This is a genomic window from Mycobacterium deserti, from assembly GCF_025345615.1.
GTDB lineage: Bacteria > Actinomycetota > Actinomycetes > Mycobacteriales > Mycobacteriaceae > Mycobacterium > Mycobacterium deserti.
Map to the genome: position 1 here is coordinate 533681 of NZ_JAODWD010000004.1, position 20403 is coordinate 554083.

The following is a 20403-nucleotide window of genomic DNA, read 5'->3' on the forward strand; positions in this document are numbered from 1 at the left end:
ACTCGACGACGTCGTCAGAGTTGTCTCACAGGATGTAGAGCATCTCCTGGTAGGTGGGCAGCGGCCACAGGTCGTCGGCCACGACGCCCTCCAGTGTGTCGGCGGCCATCCGCACCGCATCCATCAACGGCAACAGGCGCTGCGCGTGTGCGGCTTCCTCGGCCGCGGAGTCGCCGCCGTGCTCGGCCATCGCCGCTTTGAGCGTCGAAAGCGCAGCGGTCAGGTCGGAGATCGGCATCGAGACCGCTTCGAGCAGCGTCGTGTCCGGCTCCATGCCCGCCGCCTTGAGCGTCGCGACATTCTGTGCCAGCTCGGTCTGGTAGCGCATTGCCGCAGGGAGGATCACTGTGGAGCCGACCTCAAGCGTGAGCTTTGCTTCGACGGCGACCGTAAGGGCGTACATCTCGTAGCGCACCTCGACGCGGCTCTCCAGCTCGCGCGCGTTGAAGACGCCGTACCTTTCGAACACCTCGATCGCTTCCGGCTTGACCAGCTCCGGAATCGAGTCGAGCGTGGTCTTGAGGTTCGGCAAGCCGCGCTCGGCGGCCTCGAGTTGCCAGTTCTCCGAGTAGCCGTCACCGTTGAAGACGACGGCGCCGTGCTCGGTGATGATCTCGGTCAGCAGCGTCTGCACGGCCTTGTCGAAGTCCTTGCCCTCGTCGACGGCCTTCTCCAGCACAGTCGCCATGTAATCGAGCGAGTCGGCCATGATCGTATTGAGGATGATCATCGGCACGTTGATGGTCTGCCCGGAGCCGGGTGCGCGAAACTCAAAGCGGTTGCCGGTGAAGGCGAACGGGCTGGTGCGGTTGCGGTCGCCCGGCTCCGTGGGCAGCGGCGGCAGGGTATCGACACCGATGATCATCGTTCCCTTGCCCTTCGACGACGTGGCCGCGCCCTTGGCGATCTGCTCGAATACGTCGGCCAACTGATCGCCGAGGAAGATCGAGATGATGGCCGGCGGAGCCTCGTTGGCGCCGAGGCGGTGGTCGTTGGTGGCCGAGGCCACCGACACGCGCAGCAGGCCGGAGAACTTGTGCACGGCCCGGATCACCGCTGCGCAGAAGACCAGAAACTGGGCGTTCTCATGAGGGGTGTCACCGGGCACCAACAGACTGCCGAACTGCGCGTTGCCCATCGAGAAGTTGACGTGCTTGCCCGACCCGTTGACGCCGGCGAACGGCTTCTCGTGGAAGAGGCACTCCATGCCGTGCTTTTTGGCGATGGTCTTGAACGTGGTCATGAGGAGTTGCTGATGGTCGGCGGCGATGTTGGCCCGCTCGAACATCGGCGCGATTTCGAACTGGCCCGGCGCGACCTCGTTGTGGCGCGTCTTGGCCGGAATGCCGAGCTTGAACAGCTCCCGTTCGGTGTCCATCATGAAGCCGAGCACCCGCTCCGGAATGGCACCGAAGTAGTGGTCGTCGAACTCCTGCCCCTTGGGGGGCTTTGAGCCGAACAGGGTGCGGCCGGCGTTGATCAGGTCGGGACGCGCCAGGAAGAAGTGCCGGTCAATTAGGAAGTACTCCTGCTCGGGACCGCAGAATGACACGATGTGGTCGAAGTTCGCGTGACCGAACAGCTTCAGGATGCGCTCGGCCTGCGCACCCATCGCCTGCTGGCTGCGCAACAGCGGCGTCTTGTAGTCCAGCGCCTCACCGGTCATCGAGACGAACACCGTCGGAATGCACAGTGTGTTGCCGTTCGGGTTCTCCAGGATGTAGGCCGGACTGGTGACGTCCCAGCCGGTGTAGCCGCGCGCCTCGAAAGTGCTCCGCAGCCCGCCTGACGGGAAACTCGATGCGTCCGGCTCGCCCTGGATCAACGTCTTGCCCGCGAACTCGGCCAGCGTCTGGCCGTCGGACACCGGCTCGAGGAAGCTGTCGTGCTTCTCGGCCGTCAGCCCGGTCATCGGGTAGAACACATGCGCGTAGTGCGTCGCACCCTTCGACAGCGCCCAGTCCTTCATGACCGAGGCGACCGAGTCGGCCACAGCCGGGTCGAGCTTGGCACCCTTCTCGATCGTCGCGACCACGGACTTGTACACCGACTTGGGCAGTCGCAGTCGCATCTCCGCCAGAGTGAAGACGTTCGCGGCGAAGATCTCGCCGGGTTCCTCGGCGGGGTCGAAGCTGATCGCAGGCGGCACATACGCCTCGACGTTGTTGATCGCCTGCAGACGTACTGCGTTTCCGCTCACTTGGTTTCCTATCGCCGCGCAGTCCGCTCTCTGCGGACGATGCCCGACCCACCATAGGAACGGCTGATGCCATTCTTGTTACGCCGCCGTCACCGACAGACTGCGTTTGCTCACTGAGCTACCCCCACCCGCTTGCGAAGGTCACCGTGTGGGTAGCCCTGCCGTAGGACAACCACGACCTAGGCTGGGCATATGCGGTTAGGCAGACGACGCGACGTCACCCGTGACTTCGACGCACGCTATGACGAGCACAGCGCTGTCGCGACCGGACGTGAGCGGGAAGCCGCCGGGGTCAAGGCCGTCATGGTGTCGTTGCAGCGCGGACTCAAATCGATGGGGCCGTGGCGGACTGCGACCTCCCTGGTGCGGCTGAACCAGCGCCACGGATTCGACTGCCCCGGCTGCGCGTGGCCCGAGGAGCAAGGCGGCCGCAAGTTCGCCGAGTTCTGCGAGAACGGCGCCAAGGCGGTCGCCGAGGAGGCCACCAAGCGCGTCGTCACCCCCGAGTTCTTCGCGCGGCACTCGATCTTCGACCTCGACGGCAGACCTGAGTACTGGCTGTCGCAGCAGGGTCGCCTCACCCATCCGATGGTGCTGCGCGAGGGCGATGATCACTACCGTCCGATCAGCTGGGACGACGCCTACCGGCTGATCGCCGACGAGCTGCGCTCCCTCGACGACCCGAACGGCGCGGTGTTCTACACCTCCGGTCGGACAAGCAACGAGGCGGCGTTCCTCTACCAGCTCATGGTCCGCAGCTACGGCACCAACAACTTGCCGGACTGCTCGAACATGTGTCACGAGTCCTCGGGTGCGGCCCTGACTGACCAGATCGGCATTGGAAAGGGCTCGGTCACGGTCGACGACATCACCCAGGCCGACCTGATCGTCATCGCCGGGCAGAATCCCGGCACCAACCATCCCCGCATGCTGTCGGTGCTGGAGAAGGCGAAAGCCAACGGCGCCAAGATCATTGCCGTCAATCCGTTGCCTGAGGCCGGGCTGATCAGATTCAAAGACCCGCAGAAGGTGCATGGCGTGGTCGGGCACGGCGTGCCGATCGCCGACGAATTCGTGCAGATCCGTCTCGGCGGGGACATGGCGTTGTTCGCCGGCCTGGGTCGCTTGCTGCTGGAAGCCGACGACCGCGCACCGGGTTCGGTCGTGGACCGCGATTTCGTCGACAAGCACTGCGCGAACTTCGCCGAGTACGAGGCGCAGGCCCGCACCGTCGACCTCGACACGGTGTTGGAGGCGACCGGTATCGGCCGCGAGCAGCTCGACAAAGTCGCGCAGATGTTCATCGATTCGGAGCGCACGATCGCGTGCTGGGCCATGGGGCTGACGCAACACCGGCACGCGGTGCCGATGATCGCCGAGATCACCAACGTGCTGCTGATGTGCGGCATGATAGGCAAGCCCGGCGCCGGATTGTGTCCGGTGCGAGGACATTCGAACGTGCAAGGCGACCGCACCATGGGCATTTGGGAGAAGATGCCCGAGACGTTCCTCGAAGCACTGGACAACCGCTTCAGCATCACCAGTCCACGTGAGCACGGCGTCGACACCGTCGGAGCGATCCGCGCGATGCGTGACGGCACGGCCAAGGTCTTCATGGGCATGGGTGGCAACTTCGCGACCGCGACACCGGACACCGCGGTCACCGAGGCTGCGCTGCGCAATTGCACGCTGACCGTGCAGGTGTCGACGAAACTGAACCGCAGCCACATCGTGCACGGCAGGACGGCGCTCATCCTGCCGTCACTCGGGCGCACTGACCGCGACGTCAAGAACGGTGTCAAACAGCAGGTCTCCGTTGAGGATTCGATGTCGATGGTGCACTTGTCGCGCGGCAGCCTCAATCCGCCGTCCGACGACGTCCGCAGCGAGGTCGCGATCATCTGTCAATTGGCCCGCACGCTGCTGGGCACCGGCCACCCCGTGCCGTGGGAAACATTCAACATCGACTACGACGCCATCCGCGACGCAATCGCCGCGGTGGTGCCGGGCTGCGACGACTACAACGCCAAGGTGCGTCAGCCTGACGGCTTCCAGCTGCCGCACCCCCCACGCGACTCCCGCGAATTTCCCACCCGCACAGGCAAAGCCAACTTCGCGATCAACCCGCTGCAGTGGGTTCCCGTACCCGATGGCCGACTCATTCTGCAGACGCTGCGCAGTCACGACCAGTACAACACCACCATCTACGGCCTCGACGACCGCTACCGCGGCGTGAAGGGCGGGCGCCGGGTGGTCTTCGTCAACACGGCCGACATCGAACGCTTCGGTCTGAGCGAGGGCGACAGGGTGGATCTGATTTCCGAGTTCCCCGGCCGCGACGGTCGACTCGAGGAGCGTCGGGCGAAGGACTTCATGGTCGTGCCTTATGAAACGCCGGTCGGCAACGCCGCGGCGTACTACCCGGAGACCAACGCGCTCGTGCCCCTCGACCATGTCGCGGAAAGATCGAATACACCGGTGTCGAAGGCCGTCGTCATCCGGTTGGAGCGCTCGACAGGCGTGCGGGCAGAAGATCGGGTGGTCACCTAGTGGGCCGAGTGACGTCACGACGTCGGGTGCAGCACGTCACCGCCGACGAGGCCGTCGCGCGGCCGGAGACCCTGGTCGTCGAGGAGCCGCTCGAGCTCCGGGTCAACGGCACCGCCATCACCGTGACGATGCGCACCCCCGGATCTGATTTCGAGTTGGCGCAAGGCTTTCTGCTCACCGAAGGCGTCATCGCCCACCGCGACGACGTGCTCACCGTGCGGTACTGCCGAGGAGCAGGCCCGGACCAGCTGAACACCTACAACGTGCTCGACGTGACCCTCGCGTCCGGCGTCAAGATGCCCGACGTCGACGTCACCCGCAACTTCTACACCACCTCGTCGTGCGGGGTCTGCGGCAAAGCATCTCTGGATGCGGTGCGAACGATCAGCCGCCACTGCCCCGGCGACGACCCGTCGACTGTCGCGGCGGAAACATTGTCGGCTTTGCCCGCCAGACTGCGCGAGGAGCAGAAGGTGTTCGCCAGCACCGGCGGCCTGCACGCGGCCGCCCTCTTCGACGCCGACGGGACCTGTTTGGTGGTCCGCGAGGACATCGGGCGCCACAACGCCGTCGACAAGGTCATCGGCTGGGCGCTGGAACAGCATCGGATTCCGTTGGCCGCGACGGTGCTGCTCGTCAGCGGGCGCGCGTCATTCGAGTTGACCCAGAAGGCTGTCATGGCAGGCATCCCGGTGCTCGCCGCCGTGTCGGCGCCGTCATCACTTGCCGTCGACCTGGCCAGCCAGTCAGGTCTCACCCTCGTGGCGTTCCTGCGGGGCGATTCGATGAACGTCTACACCCGGCCCGACCGCATCCTGCGGTAGCTCGCACGCCTCCTACCTGCAATCTCCACACGATCTCCAGACAACCTCCAAGCTTGGGCCGCGTCGGTGCCAGAGCATCTTTCCCATGCCAGAAATACTCGTCGTCTCGCTGTCCCCGGTCGGTCACTTCGGCCCACTGCTCAATGTCGCCCAGGATCTGGTCGACCGCGGAGACCGCGTCACCATGCTGACGTCGGCCGCCCACGCCGCCAAGATCCGTGGCGTTGGCGCCATCCCGGAGGCCATGCCCCTCGAGGCCGACCTCGACCTGACCCGCCTCGACATCGATCTTCCCGGCCGCGCAGAGACCTCAGGCATCAAGCGGGTCAATTTCGACATCGTGCGCCTGTTCCTTCAGCCGATGCCGCACCAAGCTCGCGTGCTCTCAGAACTCACGGCGCGCACCCGGTTCGACGCGATCATCCTCGACGCGGGGTTTTTCGGAATTCTGCCGTTCCTGCTCGGCGACCGCGCCGGCCGGCCGCCGGTGCTGGCGTACTCCACCACACCGTTGATGATCAGCAGCCGCGACACCGGCCCGAGCGGAATGGGGCTACCGCCGTCGTCATCGACGCTCGGCCGCCTGCGCAACCGGGCCTTGACCGCGCTCTCACAGAAGGTGCTGCTGCGTGAATCGCAGAAGGCTGCCAACCATCTGCTCGATCAGTTGAACACCCGGCCGCTGCCGATGTTCGTCCTCGACTCCGGGGTGCTGGCCGACCGGTACATCGCACCGACTGTTCCGGAGTTCGACTATCCCCGGAGCGATCTGCCGGCCAACGTCTGTTACGTCGGCGCCGTGCACCCGGGTGCGTCGCGAGGTTTCGTCCCACCACCGTGGTGGTCGGCGCTCGACGGCGACCGGCCCGTCGTGCACGTCACTCAGGGCACCGTCGACAATGCCGACCTGAGCCGGCTGTTGCAACCAACAATCGATGCGCTCGCCGAGGAGGACGTCACGGTAGTGGCCACCACCGGTGGTCGCGACATCTCCGAGGTGAACCATCCGTTACCACCGAATACGTTTGTCGCCGAATACATTCCACATGACCTGCTGCTGCCCAAGGTCGACGTCATGGTCACCAACGGCGGCTTCGGCGCGGTGCAGCGGGCGCTGTCGATGGGGGTACCGCTGATCGTTGCGGGCAACACCGAGGACAAACCGGAAGTCGCCGCTCGGGTGGCATGGACCGGTGCCGGAATCAATCTCAAGACCGGTAACCCGAGCTCGGGTGCGGTGCGGGCTGCGGTACGCGACATCCTCAACAACGACGTGTACCTGCGAAATGCCCACCGCCTCGAGGCCGCATTCGCCCGTCGCAACGGCGTGGCCGAGATCGCGACGCTGGTCGACGAGGTGATCGCCGAACGCCAGACAGTGACGTCATGAATCCCTGCGTCGACCCGTTCTGCCGCCCTTCCATCGATCCCCGCGACGCGGCCGAATGGCGTAGTCGGCTACGCGTGCGCACGGTCGAAGCCCACGGGAGCCTCGATTCATGGTTGCCGAGTTGCAGTTCCTCGCCACAGCGGCATTTCTGATCTGGTGTCTGACCTGTTCCGTCACTGGATTGTTCGCCGACGATCACGTCGCTGGACCCCGGCTGGTGCAGCGCGAGCACAGACCGCCCGACGAGTGCCGACGGCGCGTTGCTGCCGACGAATCCCCGCCGCAATCTGCGTCGAAGTCGTTTCCGAGCCGCACGATCCGGTGAACTGAGCACACATTGCGAATGTTGCGTATGCACGTATTCAGCGACGCGCGCAAAGCATCGGGCAAGATCAAAAGCGGCTAGTACACGCGAAATGCGCGTCAAGTAGGAAACATCGAAAGCGTTTCGTTATTTGTGCTGTTTGCGGTGTCAGCTAATTGTAATCTGTCCCACATACTGTCGCTGGGGAAAATTCGGCACGCCCGGAGGCCGAAGTCGGCGCACGGTATTGAACCGAGGGGGTCGCACCATGGGGCAGACACGTACATCGAGCAGGCACCGCGCGGATGTGACGGCGCGACGACGTACGGCCGCCAAGCGCGCTGCCAGCACCGCAATCGTCAGCGGTGCGTTCGCCGCCGCGCTGGTCGGCGGCTTCGGCAGCACGGGCACGGCATCGGCGGCGCCGTGCGAAGGGTTCTTCTGCGATGTGCTCGGTGGCGGCACACAGACGGCGATCGGCGGGTTCGACGCGGGCACCGCCGCCGTCGTGGGGGCCGGCCAGGCCGGGATCTCCATCGGCAACGCGATCGCGGCGCCGGTTCTCGCCAATCCTCTGACGTACATCTTCACCGGTGGCCTGGTCGGGAACGGCTTCCTGCCCGGCATGAACGGCGGCTTGCTGATCGGCAATGGCGCGCCAGGCGTGCTGCCCGGTCAGAACGGTGGCAACGGCGGCTTCTTCTTCGGCAACGGCGGTGACAGCCTGTTCGCCAACGGTGGCAACGCGGGCCTGATCGGCAACGGCGGCAACGGCAGCTTCCTCGGCATTGCAGGCGGACTCACTGGCGGCAACGGCGGCAACGGCGGGCTTCTGCTCGGCAATGGCGGTAACGGCGGCACGAGTTTGCTGGGCGGGGCCGGCGGTAACGGCGGTAATGCCGGACTGATCGGCGACGGCGGCGACGCTGGAAACGGCGGCCCAATCATTGGCGGTGCCGGCGGCACGGGCGGCAACGGCGGAGCCCTGCTCGGCAATGGCGGTGACGGCGGCGACGGCGGCGGCGTCATCGGTGGCGGCGTGGGCGGCGACGGCGGGGACGCCGGACTGCTCGGCAGCGGCGGCGACGGTGGCAACGCTGATCCCAACCTGCTCGGTACCGAGTACGACGGCGGCGCCGGCGGCAACGGCGGAGCAGTCTTCGGCAATGGCGGCGACGGCGGCAACGGGGCCTCTTCGACCAGCCTCGGCAACGCCAATGCCGGTGAAGGCGGCGCCGGCGGCAACGCCGGACTGCTCGGCAACAGCGGCGACGGTGGAAACGGCGGCGCAGCTACCGGCGGTACCGGCGCTACCGGTGGCACCGGCGGCGCCAGCGGCAACGCCGGATACCTGGGCGACAGCGGCGACGGCGGTGACGGCGGTAACGGCACCGCGGTTATTGGAAGCGGAACCGGCGGCAACGGCGGTAGCAGCGGTAGCGGCGGTGCGATCGTCGGCAACGGCGGCGACGGCGGCGACGGCGGCGACGGCAAGGCCACGGTGGTGGGCAATGGGACCGGCGGGACCGGCGGCGTCGGCGGAACGGGCGGTGCCATCGTCGGCAGCGGCGGCGAAGGTGGCGACGGCGGCGACGGCAGCGGCCGCGGCTTCGGCAACCAGGTCGGTGCTGGCGGCGACGGCGGCGACGGCGGCGACACCGGCGCTCTGCTCGGCGGCATAGGGGGCAACGGTGGTGACGGCGGCAATGGAACGGAGACCGGTCTAGGCGGCACGGCCACCGGCGGCGACGGCGGCGACGGTGGCGACCCAGGCGGCCAAGGTGGGTCCGGCGGCAGCCCCGGCGGCTCCGACGGCACCGACTGACGTTCCGCGCAACGAAATCGCCCCGACATTCTGTCGGGGCGTTTTCGTTCTCCTGGAGCAGTCCTGGATTCCTACAGCAGGTCGGCCACCCGCTTGCTGGCGGTTTCGGCGTCGCGCAGTCGGGCCGCCTGCATCGGCTCGTGATTGCCGACGCCGGCGAGCGCGTTCATCGCGATGTCCTCAAGCACTTCGGCGAAGGTGCGGACCGCGTCTGCAAGTTCCGGCGGAACGGCCGGATCGATGCGGGACCGCAGGTACGCACCACCGGCCGCCATCGCCAGGCGGGCGTTGGCCGCGACCGCCGTTGCCGCAACGGGATCCTTGCCACCGTCGGCGTGGGTCTGCAGAAGGAGCGCCTTGCGAACGGTGTCGTAAGCGGTTCGCAGTCGCGCTATGGCGTCAGACGTCCTCTTGTCATGACCCGGCTTCGACATGGCGGCGTTCGACCCTGAGCGCCGGGACTTAAGCGCTCTTGTCGCGCCGCTCGGGGCGAGAAGGCTTGCGCGGCACGATCGTCGGCAGGACGTTGTCCTCCACGGTCTCCTTCGTGACGACGACTTTGGCCACGTCATCGCGGCTCGGGATGTCGTACATCACCGGCAGCAGGACCTCTTCCATGATGGCGCGCAGACCACGGGCGCCGGTGCCGCGGTGAATGGCTTGATCCGCGATGGACTCGAGCGCGTCGCCGGTGAATTCCAATTCGACGCCGTCCATTTCGAACAGCCGGGTGTACTGCTTGACCAACGCGTTCTTCGGCTCGGACAGGATCTTGACCAACGATTCCTTGTCCAGGTTGGTCACCGATGCTACGACGGGCAGGCGGCCGATGAACTCGGGGATGAGCCCGAACTTGATCAGGTCCTCGGGCATGACCTCGGCGAAGTGATCCTGGGTATCGATCTCGGCCTTGGAGTGCACCTCGGCGCCGAAGCCCAGCCCGCGCTTGCCGACGCGGTCGGACACGATCTTCTCCAGCCCGGCGAAGGCACCAGCCACGATGAACAACACGTTTGTGGTGTCGATCTGGATGAACTCCTGATGCGGATGCTTGCGACCGCCCTGCGGGGGCACCGAAGCCTGCGTGCCTTCGAGAATCTTCAGCAGCGCCTGCTGCACACCTTCACCGGACACGTCGCGGGTGATCGACGGGTTCTCGCTCTTGCGCGCGATCTTGTCGACCTCGTCGATGTAGATGATCCCGGTCTCGGCGCGCTTGACGTCGTAGTCGGCTGCCTGGATCAGCTTGAGCAGTATGTTCTCGACGTCTTCGCCGACGTAGCCGGCTTCGGTCAGGGCGGTGGCGTCGGCGATCGCGAACGGAACGTTCAGCATCTTTGCCAGCGTCTGCGCGAGGTAGGTCTTGCCGCAGCCGGTGGGACCGAGCATCAGGATGTTGGACTTGGTGAGTTCGACAGGCTCGGCGCGCGAATCACGCATCTTCTCCGAGGCCTGGATGCGCTTGTAATGGTTGTAGACCGCCACCGCCAGCGTGCGCTTGGCGGTGTCCTGACCAATGACGTAACCCTCGAGGAAATCCCGAATTTCGGCCGGTTTCGGCAGTTCGTCGAGTTTGACGTCGTCGGCGTCGGCGAGTTCCTCTTCGATGATCTCGTTGCAGAGATCGATGCACTCGTCGCAGATATAGACGCCGGGGCCGGCGATGAGCTTCTTAACCTGCTTTTGACTCTTGCCGCAGAACGAGCACTTCAGCAGGTCACCGCCGTCTCCGATACGCGCCATGGTGGTGGGGTCCTACTTCCTGTTTGCAGTCCGTGGGAAACTTTTGTCGGTCACCTCAGGTGTTGAACCCGACGCTACCCGCTTGCTCCGGCGCGGTGCGACCGATAAAGGCGAATCGCGTCGGTGGTATTCATCTGTGGTTGCGCCAACATATCGCCTGACAACCCCTTGAACCCTCCGGACGCGCTGGCGTGTCGTCGCCGTTACCAGACCGAGAGACCGCCCGCTGTCGCCCACGATACCGCCGGCCCAGAGTGCGGTTGTGGGTACCCAAATCGCGAAGAGACCCCCGAACCACCGGGCGCCCGGCGACCGCTAGGCCGTCTGGGCAGAGAGCTTGCGGTACTCGAGGACGGTGTCGATCACGCCGTAGTCCTTGGCTTCCTCGGCAGTCAGGATCTTGTCGCGATCGGTGTCCTTGCGGATCTGCTGTGCGTCTTTGCCGGTGTGGTGGGCCAGCGTCGTCTCCATCAGCGTCCGCATCCGCTCGATCTCCTTGGCCTGGATCTCCAGATCGGAGAACTGGCCCTGGATCACGCCCGACAGCGCGGGCTGGTGGATCAGGATGCGGGCGTTGGGCAGCGCGAGGCGCTTACCGGGCGTCCCCGCGGCCAGCAGCACCGCGGCGGCCGACGCAGCCTGGCCCAGGCAGACGGTTTGAATGTCGGCCCGCACGTACTGCATGGTGTCGTAGATCGCCATCAGCGAGGTGAACGAGCCACCGGGCGAGTTGATGTACATCGTGATGTCACGGTCGGGATCGAGCGACTCGAGCACCAGCAACTGGGCCATGATGTCATTCGCCGACGCGTCGTCGACCTGCACACCGAGGAAGATGATGCGTTCCTCGAAGAGCTTGTTGTACGGATTGGATTCCTTGACGCCGAAGCTGGAGTGCTCGATGAACGACGGCAGGATGTAGCGCGCCTGCGGCGCAAGACGGGGGTCCGTGTGGTCGGTCATTTGTCTAGTCCTGCTCCTGGTCCTGAGCCGTTGATGCTGGCGCTGGTGATGATGTGGTCGACGAAGCCGTATTCGAGGGCTTCCTGCGCGGTGAACCAGCGGTCGCGGTCGGAGTCGGCCTCGATGCGCTCGAGCGTCTGCCCGGTGAACTCCGCGTTCAGCCGGAACATCTCCTTCTTGATGACCGTGAACTGCTCGGCCTGAATGGCGATGTCGGCGGCGCCGCCGGTGATGCCGCCGAGCGGCTGGTGCATCAGGATCCGCGCGTGCGGCAGCGCGTAGCGCTTGCCCTTGGTGCCCGCCGCCAACAGGAACTCACCCATCGACGCGGCCATGCCCATCGCGTAGGTCGCGACGTCACACGGCGCGAGCACCATGGTGTCGTACACGGCCATCCCGGCGCTGATCGAGCCGCCGGGCGAGTTGATGTAGAGGTGGATGTCCTTGGTGGGGTCCTCAGCAGACAGCAGCAAGATCTGAGCACACAGCTTGTTGGCGATGTCGTCATCGACCTGCGAGCCGAGGAAGATGATCCGCTCGGCCAACAGCCGCTCGTAGACCGAGTCGACAAGGTTGAGGCCTTGTGAGGCGCCACGCATGTAGGTCACGACTGGATACCTGCTTTCTTCACGTCCGATACTCATCGACACTAACCAACCTGCGGCGCCGCACACTCCCCAGACGGGGCGCGTTCGCTCACAGCGTCACTTGGCGTCGGCTGACTCCGCGTCGGCTTCCGACTCGGCCTGCGCATCATCTGATGCTTCCTCGGCGCTGTCGGCGGCCTGGTCCGGCCGACCGAAGAACTCCGAGGTGTCGATCACGTTGCCGTTCGTGTCCTTGACGGTGGCGCTGTCGACAACGGCGGCCACGGTCAATCCGCGGCGCACGTCGGCGAACATCGCGGGCAGTTGGTTGTTCTCCTGCAGATACTGCAGCAGCTGCTGCGGCTCCAGGCCGTACTGCTGCGACATCAGCACCAAACGCTCGGTCAGGTCGTTCTGACCGACCTGGACGTCGAGCTTGTCGGCGATCGCATCGACCAGCAGCTGGGTCTTGATGGCCTTCTCGGCGTTCGTCTTGTTCTCTTCGTCGAACTTCTCGCGGCTGCTGCCCTGGGCCTCGAGCGTCTCGGCGAAGCGCGCCTCGTCGTGGTCGAGTCCGTGGATCGCGTTGTGCAGCGTGTCGTCGATCTGCGCTTGCACGACCTTCTCGGGCAGCGGCACGTCGACCTGCTCTAGGAGTGTCTCGAGCGCCTTGTCGCGGATCTGCTCGGCCTGCTGGACACGCTTCACGCGGCTCACCTGTTCGGTGAGGCTGTTCTTCAATTCCTCGATGGTGTCGAATTCGCTTGCCAACTGCGCGAACTCGTCGTCCGGCTCAGGCAGCTCGCGTTCCTTCACCGAGTTGACCGTGACGGTCACCTGCGCTTCCTTGCCGGCGTGGTCACCCGCGGCGAGCGTGGTGGTGAAGACCCGCGTCTCCCCCGCCGTCAGGCCGATGATGGCGTCGTCGAGGCCTTCGATCAGTTGACCCGAACCGATCTCGTGCGACAGACCCTCGGTCTTAGCCTCCGGGACATCCTCACCGTCGACTGTGGCCGACAGGTCGATGGAGACGAAGTCACCGCTCTCGGCGGCCCGCTCCACGCCGGTCAGCGTGCCGAAGCGCGCGCGCAGCGACTGCAGTTCGGCGTCGACGTCCTCGTCGGTCACCTCGATCGGGTCGACGGTGATCGTGAGCCCTTCAAGGTCGGGCAGGTCGATGTCCGGCCGGATGTCGACCTCGGCGGTGAACTGGAGATCCTCGCCGTACTCCTTCTTGGTGATCTCGATCTCCGGTTGGCCGATGGGGCGGACGTCCGAACTCGTCACGGCCTCGCTGTAGCGCGCGGGAAGGGCATCGCTGACCACCTGGTCGAGCATCGCCTGCTTGTCGATGCGCTGTTCGAGGAGCTTCACCGGAACCTTGCCGGGCCGGAAGCCGGGCAGGCGCACCTGCTTGGCCATCTGCTTGAGGGCTTGGTCGAAGTCGGCTTCCATTTCCGTGAAGGGCACCTCCACGTTGATGCGAACCCGTGTCGGGCTCAACTTCTCGACGGTGCTCTTCAAGGTCATGCTCCTCGTGTTCTTCGTGTGGTGCTTGTGGTGCGTGTTGCAGTCGGGGTGACAGGATTTGAACCTGCGGCCTTCCGCTCCCAAAGCGGATGCGCTACCAAGCTGCGCTACACCCCGCGCCCGTGCGGCCGACCCAAAAACACAAGCCGACCACGCGAGATACTACGGGCTGGACACGCGACGCCTTCAATTGGATTTGAATCGGGTGCCGCCGGTACGATTTGCTCTTGCTGTACACGCGGGCGTAGCTCAATGGTAGAGCCCTAGTCTTCCAAACTAGCTACGCGGGTTCGATTCCCGTCGCCCGCTCCAACAGGACTTCAGCCGGTCGCGCCCGGGCGCAGGTCCGTCGGCGTTCGACCAAGGGGCCAGGGAGTCGGTGACGCTGCCGTCCACCGTTCACATTCCGGCCGCTGACAAGAAAAATGGGCAAGGAGCCATCTCCTTGCCACTACTAACTTATAACGCACAGGGGGCTTGCGGCAAGGCCCCGGTCGTGCCTCAAACTCGCTGTCCTGACCCGAAACTCGAGAACTGGGAGTGCGACTTGCGTGTGCTGTTGTCGACGTACGGATCGCGCGGCGACGTCGAACCGATGGTCGCGTTGGCCGAGCGACTGCGGGCCCACGGCGAGCAGGTCCGACTGTGCGCACCGCCTGACTTCGCGGAGCTGATCGGCCGCGTCGGAGTGCACCACGTACCGGTCGGACAATCGGCGCGCAATCTCGCGACGGGCGCGCCGGGCGACCTGTTCGCCGACCAGTTCGCTGCGGCGAATGCCGTCGTCACGGCCGCCGAGGGCTGCGACGCGTTCGTCGCGACCGGCATGATGCCCGCCGCGGCCGGGGTGCGGTCGGTCGCCGAGAAGCTCAAGGTCAGCTTCGTGTATGCCACCTTTCAGCAGCTCATGCTGCCTTCGCCGCAGCAGCCGCCACTGCTGTATCCCGGCAGGCCCTTCCCGCCCGAGATGCCCGGCGCCGCGAATGTCAACGCGATGTTCCGCGAGGCGCTCAACACCTTCCGCCACTCCCATGGCCTTCCGGCGGTCGACGATGTCCGCGACTTCGTCCGCGAGCAGGTCATCGGCGATCGCCCGTGGCTGGCGACCGATCCGACCCTCGACCCCTGGCGGCCTGCGGCCGGCCTCGACGTCGTCCAGACCGGCGCGTGGCTTCTACCTGACGATCGGCCACTCAAAGCGGATCTCGAGGCGTTCCTCGACGCCGGTTCGCCGCCCGTGTACGTGGGCTTCGGCAGCATGCCCATGTCGGCGGACGTCGCCAGGGTGGCCATCGAAGCCGTCCGGGCAGAAGGCCGGCGCGTTTTGCTGTCACGCGGATGGGCCGAGCTGATCCCGATCGACGATCGGGACGACTGCTTCACCGTGGGCGAGGTCAACCAACAGGCGCTGTTCGCGAAGGTGGCCGCCGTCGTGCATCACGGCGGAGGCGGAACGACGACCACCGCGGCCCGCGCCGGCGTGCCCCAGGTGGTGGTGCCGCAGGCTGCCGACCAGCCGTACTGGGCCGCTCGCGTCGCCGAACTCGGTATCGGGACGGCACACGACGGTCCGATACCGACCGTCGCATCGCTGTCCGCCGCGTTGAACGCTGCTCTTGTTCCTGACGTGCGCCGCCGCGCGCAGGCTGTGGCCGCCGATGTTCGCTCCGACGGGGCGACGACCGCGGCCAACCTGCTCACCGCCGGAACAATCGACGACGAGCTGCAGTCCGAGCGCACCTACGTCGCGGGCCTGTACGCCAAGCTCGACGCCGAGCGCGAGCGCGTGCGGAACCGGTACCGCGCGGCGATGCGCAGCCCGATCGACGCCCAGGACGGCGGCACGCTCGTCGACCGCGACGCCGAGGTGCGGGCGACTGCCAAGCAGATGAACCGGCTGAGCGTGGCCGACAACGGGCTGTGCTTCGGCCGGCTCGACAGCCAAACCGGCGAGCGGTCCTACATCGGCCGCATCGGGCTGTTCGACGAGGCCAACGACTACGAACCGATGCTGCTCGACTGGCGCGCGCCTGCATCGCGGCCGTTCTACGTCGCGACCGCCGCCAACCCGGAGAACATGCGGCGCCGACGGCAATTCCACAGCCGCGGACGTCAGCTCGTCGACTACACCGACGAAGTGTTCGGTCGGCCCGGCAGCGACGAGCGCGGCGACGCGGCGTTGCTCGCAGCGGTCAACGCGCCACGGGGCGAAGGCATGCGCGACATCGTCGCGACGATCCAAGCCGAGCAGGACGAGATCATCCGACTGGACCACAACGGCGTGCTCGTCATCGAAGGCGGCCCGGGCACCGGCAAGACCGTCGTGGCGCTGCACCGGGTGGCGTACCTGCTTTACACGCAACGCGAGCGGATGGAACGCCACGGCGTCCTCGTCGTCGGTCCCAACGCCGCGTTCCTCAACCACATCGGCCGCGTGCTTCCCTCGCTCGGCGAGACGAATGTCGTCTTCATGACCGCCGGTGACCTCGTGCCCGGGCTGCACGCCACCGCCGAGGACAGTCCCGACGCCGCGCGGCTCAAGGGCTCGCTGAAGATGCTCGACGTGCTCGCCGCGGCGATCGCGGACCGGCAGCGACAACCGGCCGAGCCGCTGCCGATCGAACTGACCGACGTCACGGTGCGCATCGATGCCGAAACCGCGCAGTGGGCCATCGAGGAAGCGCGGGCCAGCGGGTTGCCGCACAACGAGGCTCGTGCGGTGTTCGTCGACATCATCACCTACGTGCTCACCGAACGCGGGATCGCCAGGATCGGCAAGGGCTGGCTGACCCGACAGGACAGCGGCGCCTGGGAGAACCTGCGGGAAGACCTCGTGCGCGAACTCGCGGACAACGAACAGTTCGCCGCCGCGCTCGAGGAACTTTGGCCCCTCCTGACGCCCGAATCGCTGTTGGCGCAGCTGTACCAGTCGCGCGAGCGGTTGCGCGCGGCGGGCGCCGACGAAACGCTTTGGCGCGCAGACGGTGATGCGTGGACCGTGTCGGACGTGCCGCTGCTCGATGAGTTGGTGGACATGCTCGGACCCGACAAGCCGGACGACCGGACCGCCGAGCGCGAACAGCGGGCGGAAGCCGAATATGCAGCGGGGGTGCTCGACCTGATGCAGAGCCGAGAAGACCTGATGGACGACGAGGACCGTCTGCTCGCGACCGACCTGTTGTATGCCGAGGATCTCGCGGAGCGGTTCGTCGAGCGTGATACCCGCGATCTGGCCGAACGTGCTGCCGCGGACCGTAATTGGACCTACCGCCATGTGGTGGTCGACGAGGCGCAGGAGCTGTCCGAAATGGACTGGCGGGTACTGATGCGGCGGTGCCCGAGCAAGTCGTTCACCATCGTCGGTGACCTCGCCCAGCGCCGGTCGGCCGCAGGCGCGACGTCGTGGGACGCGATGCTCGAACCGTATGTCCCGGGTCGTTGGATCTACCGGCCGCTGTCGGTCAACTACCGCACGCCCGCCGAGATCATGGCCGTGGCCGCAGCGCTGCTCGCCGAGATCGCGCCGGATGCCGAACCACCGGAGTCGGTCCGCGCGTCCGGAGTGCAGCCCTGGTCCCGACATGTCACCGACGACGACTTGCACACTGCTATCGAGGAATTCAACCGCGCGGAAGCAGGCCGGGAAGGCACCAGCGTCGTGATTGGTCCGCCGGACGTGCCGGGTGCGGTACCGCCGTCACAGACCAAGGGTCTGGAGTTCGACGCCGTGCTGGTTGTCGAGCCGGACCGGATTCTGGCCGACGGGCCACGCGGCGCGGCAGAACTTTACGTCGCACTCACCCGCGCGACGCAGCGCCTCGGAGTGTTGCACCGCGCACCGCTGCCGGAGGCCCTGGCCGGGCTCACCGAGACTCCGCTCTCGGCGTAAACGCGGCCCGTTCGCGACCCGATTTCCAGGACTTACGCTAGGTACGCTGGGCATCATGAATGGCGTTCTGCTCGTCCTTGTGGTGCTGGTCGTCGTCGCGCTCGGGGTGGTGATCTACGCCGCGATGAAGGCCTCGGACCGGCGGAAGGCCGCTTCGCTCGACGATGCGAAGGCCGATGCGCGTCGCGTCATCGAACGCCTCGGTGGTCAGGTGTTCAACCTCAGCGGCTCCGACGACGCGTCCAAGCAGGCGCTGGCCGACGCCTCCGAGCGCTACACCGCTGCGGGATCGCAGATCGAGCAGGCCACGACGGCCAAGCAGGCGTTGCTCGCAAAGGAGAGCGCACTCGAAGGCCTCTACTACGTACGGGCCGCGCGGGTGGCGATGGGCATGGACCCGGGGCCGGAGTTGGAGACCCTGGCCGGGCAGCGGTCGGCAGGCGCCGTCACCGAAGACCGTCGTGTGGAATTCGAAGGTCGCCAGATCGAGGCGTCGCCGGCCCCGTCGGAGCGCACCCCGAACTATTACCCCGGCGGTCGCGTCGCGGGCCGTCCCGTGCCCGCAGGCTGGTACTCCGAGCCGTGGTGGAAGCCGGCGCTGGTGGCCGGCGCTTGGGGTCTGGGTTCGGTGCTGCTGTTCGACGCGATGTTCTCCGGCATGCATGGCAGCGGCTACGAACAGGGTTTCGCGCAGGGGCATGACCAGGGCGCAGGCGATAGCGGCAGCGGCGATGGCGGCGGAAGCGACTGGGGCGGCGGCGGAAACGACTGGGGCGGCGGAGATTTCGGCGGCGGCGGCGACTTCGGCGGCGGCTTCTAACCCCTCTGCGGCGAACGTTCGTTACCGCTCGAAGTTTCGCCGGAATTGTCGAGCGGTACGGAACGTTCGCGCTGAAGAGCGCTGGACTAGAAGCGGCTCTCCAGGCGCGCCGACACGCCCGCCTCCTGCAGGTCGAGACGTTCGAGCATCCACCGTACGGCCTCGTCCTCGATGCGCCCGGCGTCGCGTTCGGCGATCAGCGCGGCCCGCTGACTGGCCAGCACATCGCGATACAGCGCGGTGAACACCTCCGACCGTTTGGTGTGCGCCTCCGGATCGGGCATCTCGTCGGCGTCCTGCGAGTGCCGTGCCACGATCGCCTCGATGTCCTCGACCACCCGCGGACTCAGGTTTCGCGGCGGGTTGGCGCGAAACTGCGCCAGTACCTCGTCGGCGGCGTCATGCACCAGCCGTTCGGCCTTGAGTTCCTCCTCGCGGTCGGCGGCGTGGTCATCGGAGAAGCGCGACAGGTGCAGTCGCCGGATCAGCAGCGGCAACGACCATCCCTGAATCAGTAGCGTGCCAACGCTGACCACGAATGCGATCGCCTGGATCGTCGCCCGCTCTGGAAACGGCTCGCCGGTGATGGTCGTGGGTGGAATAGCCGCTGCCGCAGCCAAAGTCACCACACCACGCATGCCGGTCCACGACACCACGACGTTCTCCCGCCACGACAGCGCGCGACGGTCGATCCGCGACCGCCATTTGCCCTGCGGCTTGTCTCGTCGCCGCGTGCCCAGCGCGCCGCGGCCACCGGCGGTCGGGACCGGCACGCTGAACTTCGTCTCGACGTGGCGCGACAACTTGTTGCGGCCGAAAATCGCGAACACCGACAGCGGCCGGATCACCAACACGATCAACAACACGATGACCGACGCGACCGCAACCTGGCGCAGCGATTCGTGGGCCTCGCGAAGGTCTTCCAGAACGAACCGCAGATGCAGTCCGATGTATGCGAACACGAACGCCTCGAGCAGCACGTCGACCGAGTTCCAGACGTACCGCTCCTGCAGACGGGTCTGGTAACCGGCGCCCAGCGTCCCGTTGCCGACGACGAAGCCCGCGACGACGACGGCCAGCACCCCTGAGGCGTGCAACTCTTCGGCGGCGAGGAAGGCCGCGAACGGCACCGCCAGACCCTGCACCGTCTCCAGCCCGGGATTGGCCAGTCGCTTGCGGATCCACAGGGTCACGTAGCCCAGCGCCGCACCCACCAGCGGCCCGATGACCGCGCTGTAGCCGAACAGCATGAAGGGGTTCTCGATGAACGTGTGACCACCGGCGACATGGCTCACCGCGATGGTGAACAGGGTCAGCGCGGCGGCGTCGTTGATCAGGCTCTCCCCCGTCAGGATCGCCATCACCCGCTTGGGCAGACCCAGTTTGCGGCCCACTGCCACGGCGGTGACGGCATCAGGCGGCGCGACGATCGCGCCGAGCACCAGCGCCGTCGCGAACGTCAGCGGCACCACGACCAGCCACGAGGAGATCGCGGCCACCGTGAACGCGGTGACCACCACCAGGCCGACGCCGAGACCCATGATCGGGCGGATGTTGCGCAGGAACGTCGGGAACGAGAAATCGAGCGCGGCCGAGTACAACAGCGGCGGCAGCACCACGGTCAACAGGATGTGCGAATCCAGTTCCGGCGCCTCGAACTCCGGCAGGAACGACACGGCGCCCCCGATGACGACGATGATCAGCGCCGGTTCCAGCCCGCGGCGGTGGGCAATGGCGGTGACGACGATCGCGCCGACGACGACGAGGATTAATTCCAC

General features: G+C 66.4%; 14 protein-coding genes, 2 tRNA genes and 1 pseudogene. 9 read left to right on the forward strand and 8 right to left on the reverse strand.

Features of this window, described 5'->3' with window-relative positions:
- Window positions 1-25: 25 nt before the first annotated feature.
- Window positions 26-2200, reverse strand: coding sequence for a glutamine synthetase III family protein (locus N4S67_RS18885; RefSeq protein ID WP_260994517.1), 2175 nt, complete (start codon window positions 2198-2200; stop codon window positions 26-28).
- Window positions 2201-2392: 192 nt separating this feature from the next.
- On the opposite strand from N4S67_RS18885, the gene N4S67_RS18890 reads away from it, so the two are divergent.
- The 5 genes from N4S67_RS18890 to N4S67_RS18910 all read left to right on the forward strand — a co-directional run bounded on the left by N4S67_RS18890 (window position 2393) and on the right by N4S67_RS18910 (window position 9093).
- Complete coding sequence (locus tag N4S67_RS18890; RefSeq protein ID WP_260994518.1) at window positions 2393-4750, forward strand: FdhF/YdeP family oxidoreductase; 2358 nt, start codon at window positions 2393-2395, stop codon at window positions 4748-4750.
- Window positions 4750-5574 (forward strand): formate dehydrogenase accessory sulfurtransferase FdhD, encoded by an 825-nt coding sequence (gene fdhD, locus N4S67_RS18895; RefSeq protein WP_260994519.1) that lies wholly within the window; start codon window positions 4750-4752, stop codon window positions 5572-5574. The genes N4S67_RS18890 and fdhD overlap by 1 nt, the downstream gene beginning before the upstream one ends.
- An 85-nt stretch (window positions 5575-5659) precedes the next feature.
- Window positions 5660-6964 (forward strand): nucleotide disphospho-sugar-binding domain-containing protein, encoded by a 1305-nt coding sequence (locus N4S67_RS18900; RefSeq protein ID WP_260994520.1) that lies wholly within the window; start codon window positions 5660-5662, stop codon window positions 6962-6964.
- Window positions 6965-7073: 109 nt separating this feature from the next.
- Window positions 7074-7289, forward strand: coding sequence for a hypothetical protein (locus tag N4S67_RS18905; RefSeq protein WP_260994521.1), 216 nt, complete (start codon window positions 7074-7076; stop codon window positions 7287-7289).
- A 604-nt stretch (window positions 7290-7893) separates the two neighbouring features.
- A complete protein-coding gene (locus tag N4S67_RS18910) occupies window positions 7894-9093 on the forward strand; it encodes a hypothetical protein (RefSeq protein WP_449288838.1) in 1200 nt (399 codons plus the stop codon).
- A 71-nt stretch (window positions 9094-9164) separates the two neighbouring features.
- Here N4S67_RS18910 and N4S67_RS18915 read toward each other — a convergent pair whose 3' ends face one another.
- The 6 genes from N4S67_RS18915 to N4S67_RS18940 all read right to left on the reverse strand — a co-directional run bounded on the left by N4S67_RS18915 (window position 9165) and on the right by N4S67_RS18940 (window position 14033).
- Window positions 9165-9527: a hypothetical protein gene (locus tag N4S67_RS18915; RefSeq protein WP_260994523.1), complete on the reverse strand. Its 363-nt coding sequence runs from the start codon at window positions 9525-9527 to the stop codon at window positions 9165-9167.
- Window positions 9528-9555: 28 nt separating this feature from the next.
- Entirely contained in the window at window positions 9556-10836 is a 1281-nt protein-coding gene (gene clpX, locus N4S67_RS18920; RefSeq protein WP_260994524.1) for an ATP-dependent Clp protease ATP-binding subunit ClpX, read from the reverse strand.
- Window positions 10837-11151: 315 nt separating this feature from the next.
- Window positions 11152-11799, reverse strand: a complete 648-nt coding sequence (gene clpP2, locus N4S67_RS18925) for an ATP-dependent CLP protease proteolytic subunit ClpP2 (protein WP_260994525.1) — start codon at window positions 11797-11799, stop codon at window positions 11152-11154.
- Window positions 11796-12443: an ATP-dependent Clp protease proteolytic subunit gene (locus tag N4S67_RS18930; protein ID WP_260994526.1), complete on the reverse strand. Its 648-nt coding sequence runs from the start codon at window positions 12441-12443 to the stop codon at window positions 11796-11798. Before N4S67_RS18930 ends, clpP2 begins: the two co-directional genes overlap by 4 nt.
- Window positions 12444-12503: 60 nt before the next feature.
- Complete coding sequence (gene tig, locus N4S67_RS18935; protein WP_260994527.1) at window positions 12504-13916, reverse strand: trigger factor; 1413 nt, start codon at window positions 13914-13916, stop codon at window positions 12504-12506.
- A gap of 43 nt (window positions 13917-13959) precedes the next feature.
- Window positions 13960-14033, reverse strand: a tRNA-Pro gene (locus N4S67_RS18940).
- A 121-nt stretch (window positions 14034-14154) separates the two neighbouring features.
- Here N4S67_RS18940 and N4S67_RS18945 point away from each other — a divergent pair.
- The 4 genes and pseudogenes from N4S67_RS18945 to N4S67_RS18960 all read left to right on the forward strand — a co-directional run bounded on the left by N4S67_RS18945 (window position 14155) and on the right by N4S67_RS18960 (window position 18625).
- Window positions 14155-14228: transfer RNA gene (locus N4S67_RS18945), tRNA-Gly, on the forward strand.
- A gap of 241 nt (window positions 14229-14469) precedes the next feature.
- Window positions 14470-15573: pseudogene (locus tag N4S67_RS28065) on the forward strand (glycosyltransferase); the annotation flags it as partial.
- Between the two features lie 36 nt (window positions 15574-15609).
- The gene (gene helR, locus N4S67_RS18955) at window positions 15610-17805 is read left to right on the forward strand and encodes an RNA polymerase recycling motor ATPase HelR (RefSeq protein ID WP_260994730.1); all 2196 of its coding nucleotides are present in this window, start codon (window positions 15610-15612) and stop codon (window positions 17803-17805) included.
- Between the two features lie 55 nt (window positions 17806-17860).
- Window positions 17861-18625, forward strand: coding sequence for a DUF1542 domain-containing protein (locus N4S67_RS18960; RefSeq protein ID WP_260994528.1), 765 nt, complete (start codon window positions 17861-17863; stop codon window positions 18623-18625).
- 86 nt (window positions 18626-18711) lie between these two features.
- Here the strand turns inward: N4S67_RS18960 and N4S67_RS18965 are convergent, their stop codons facing one another.
- Window positions 18712-20403 carry a cation:proton antiporter gene (locus tag N4S67_RS18965; RefSeq protein ID WP_260994529.1) on the reverse strand — a complete coding sequence of 564 codons (1692 nt, stop codon included), beginning with the start codon at window positions 20401-20403 and terminating at the stop codon, window positions 18712-18714.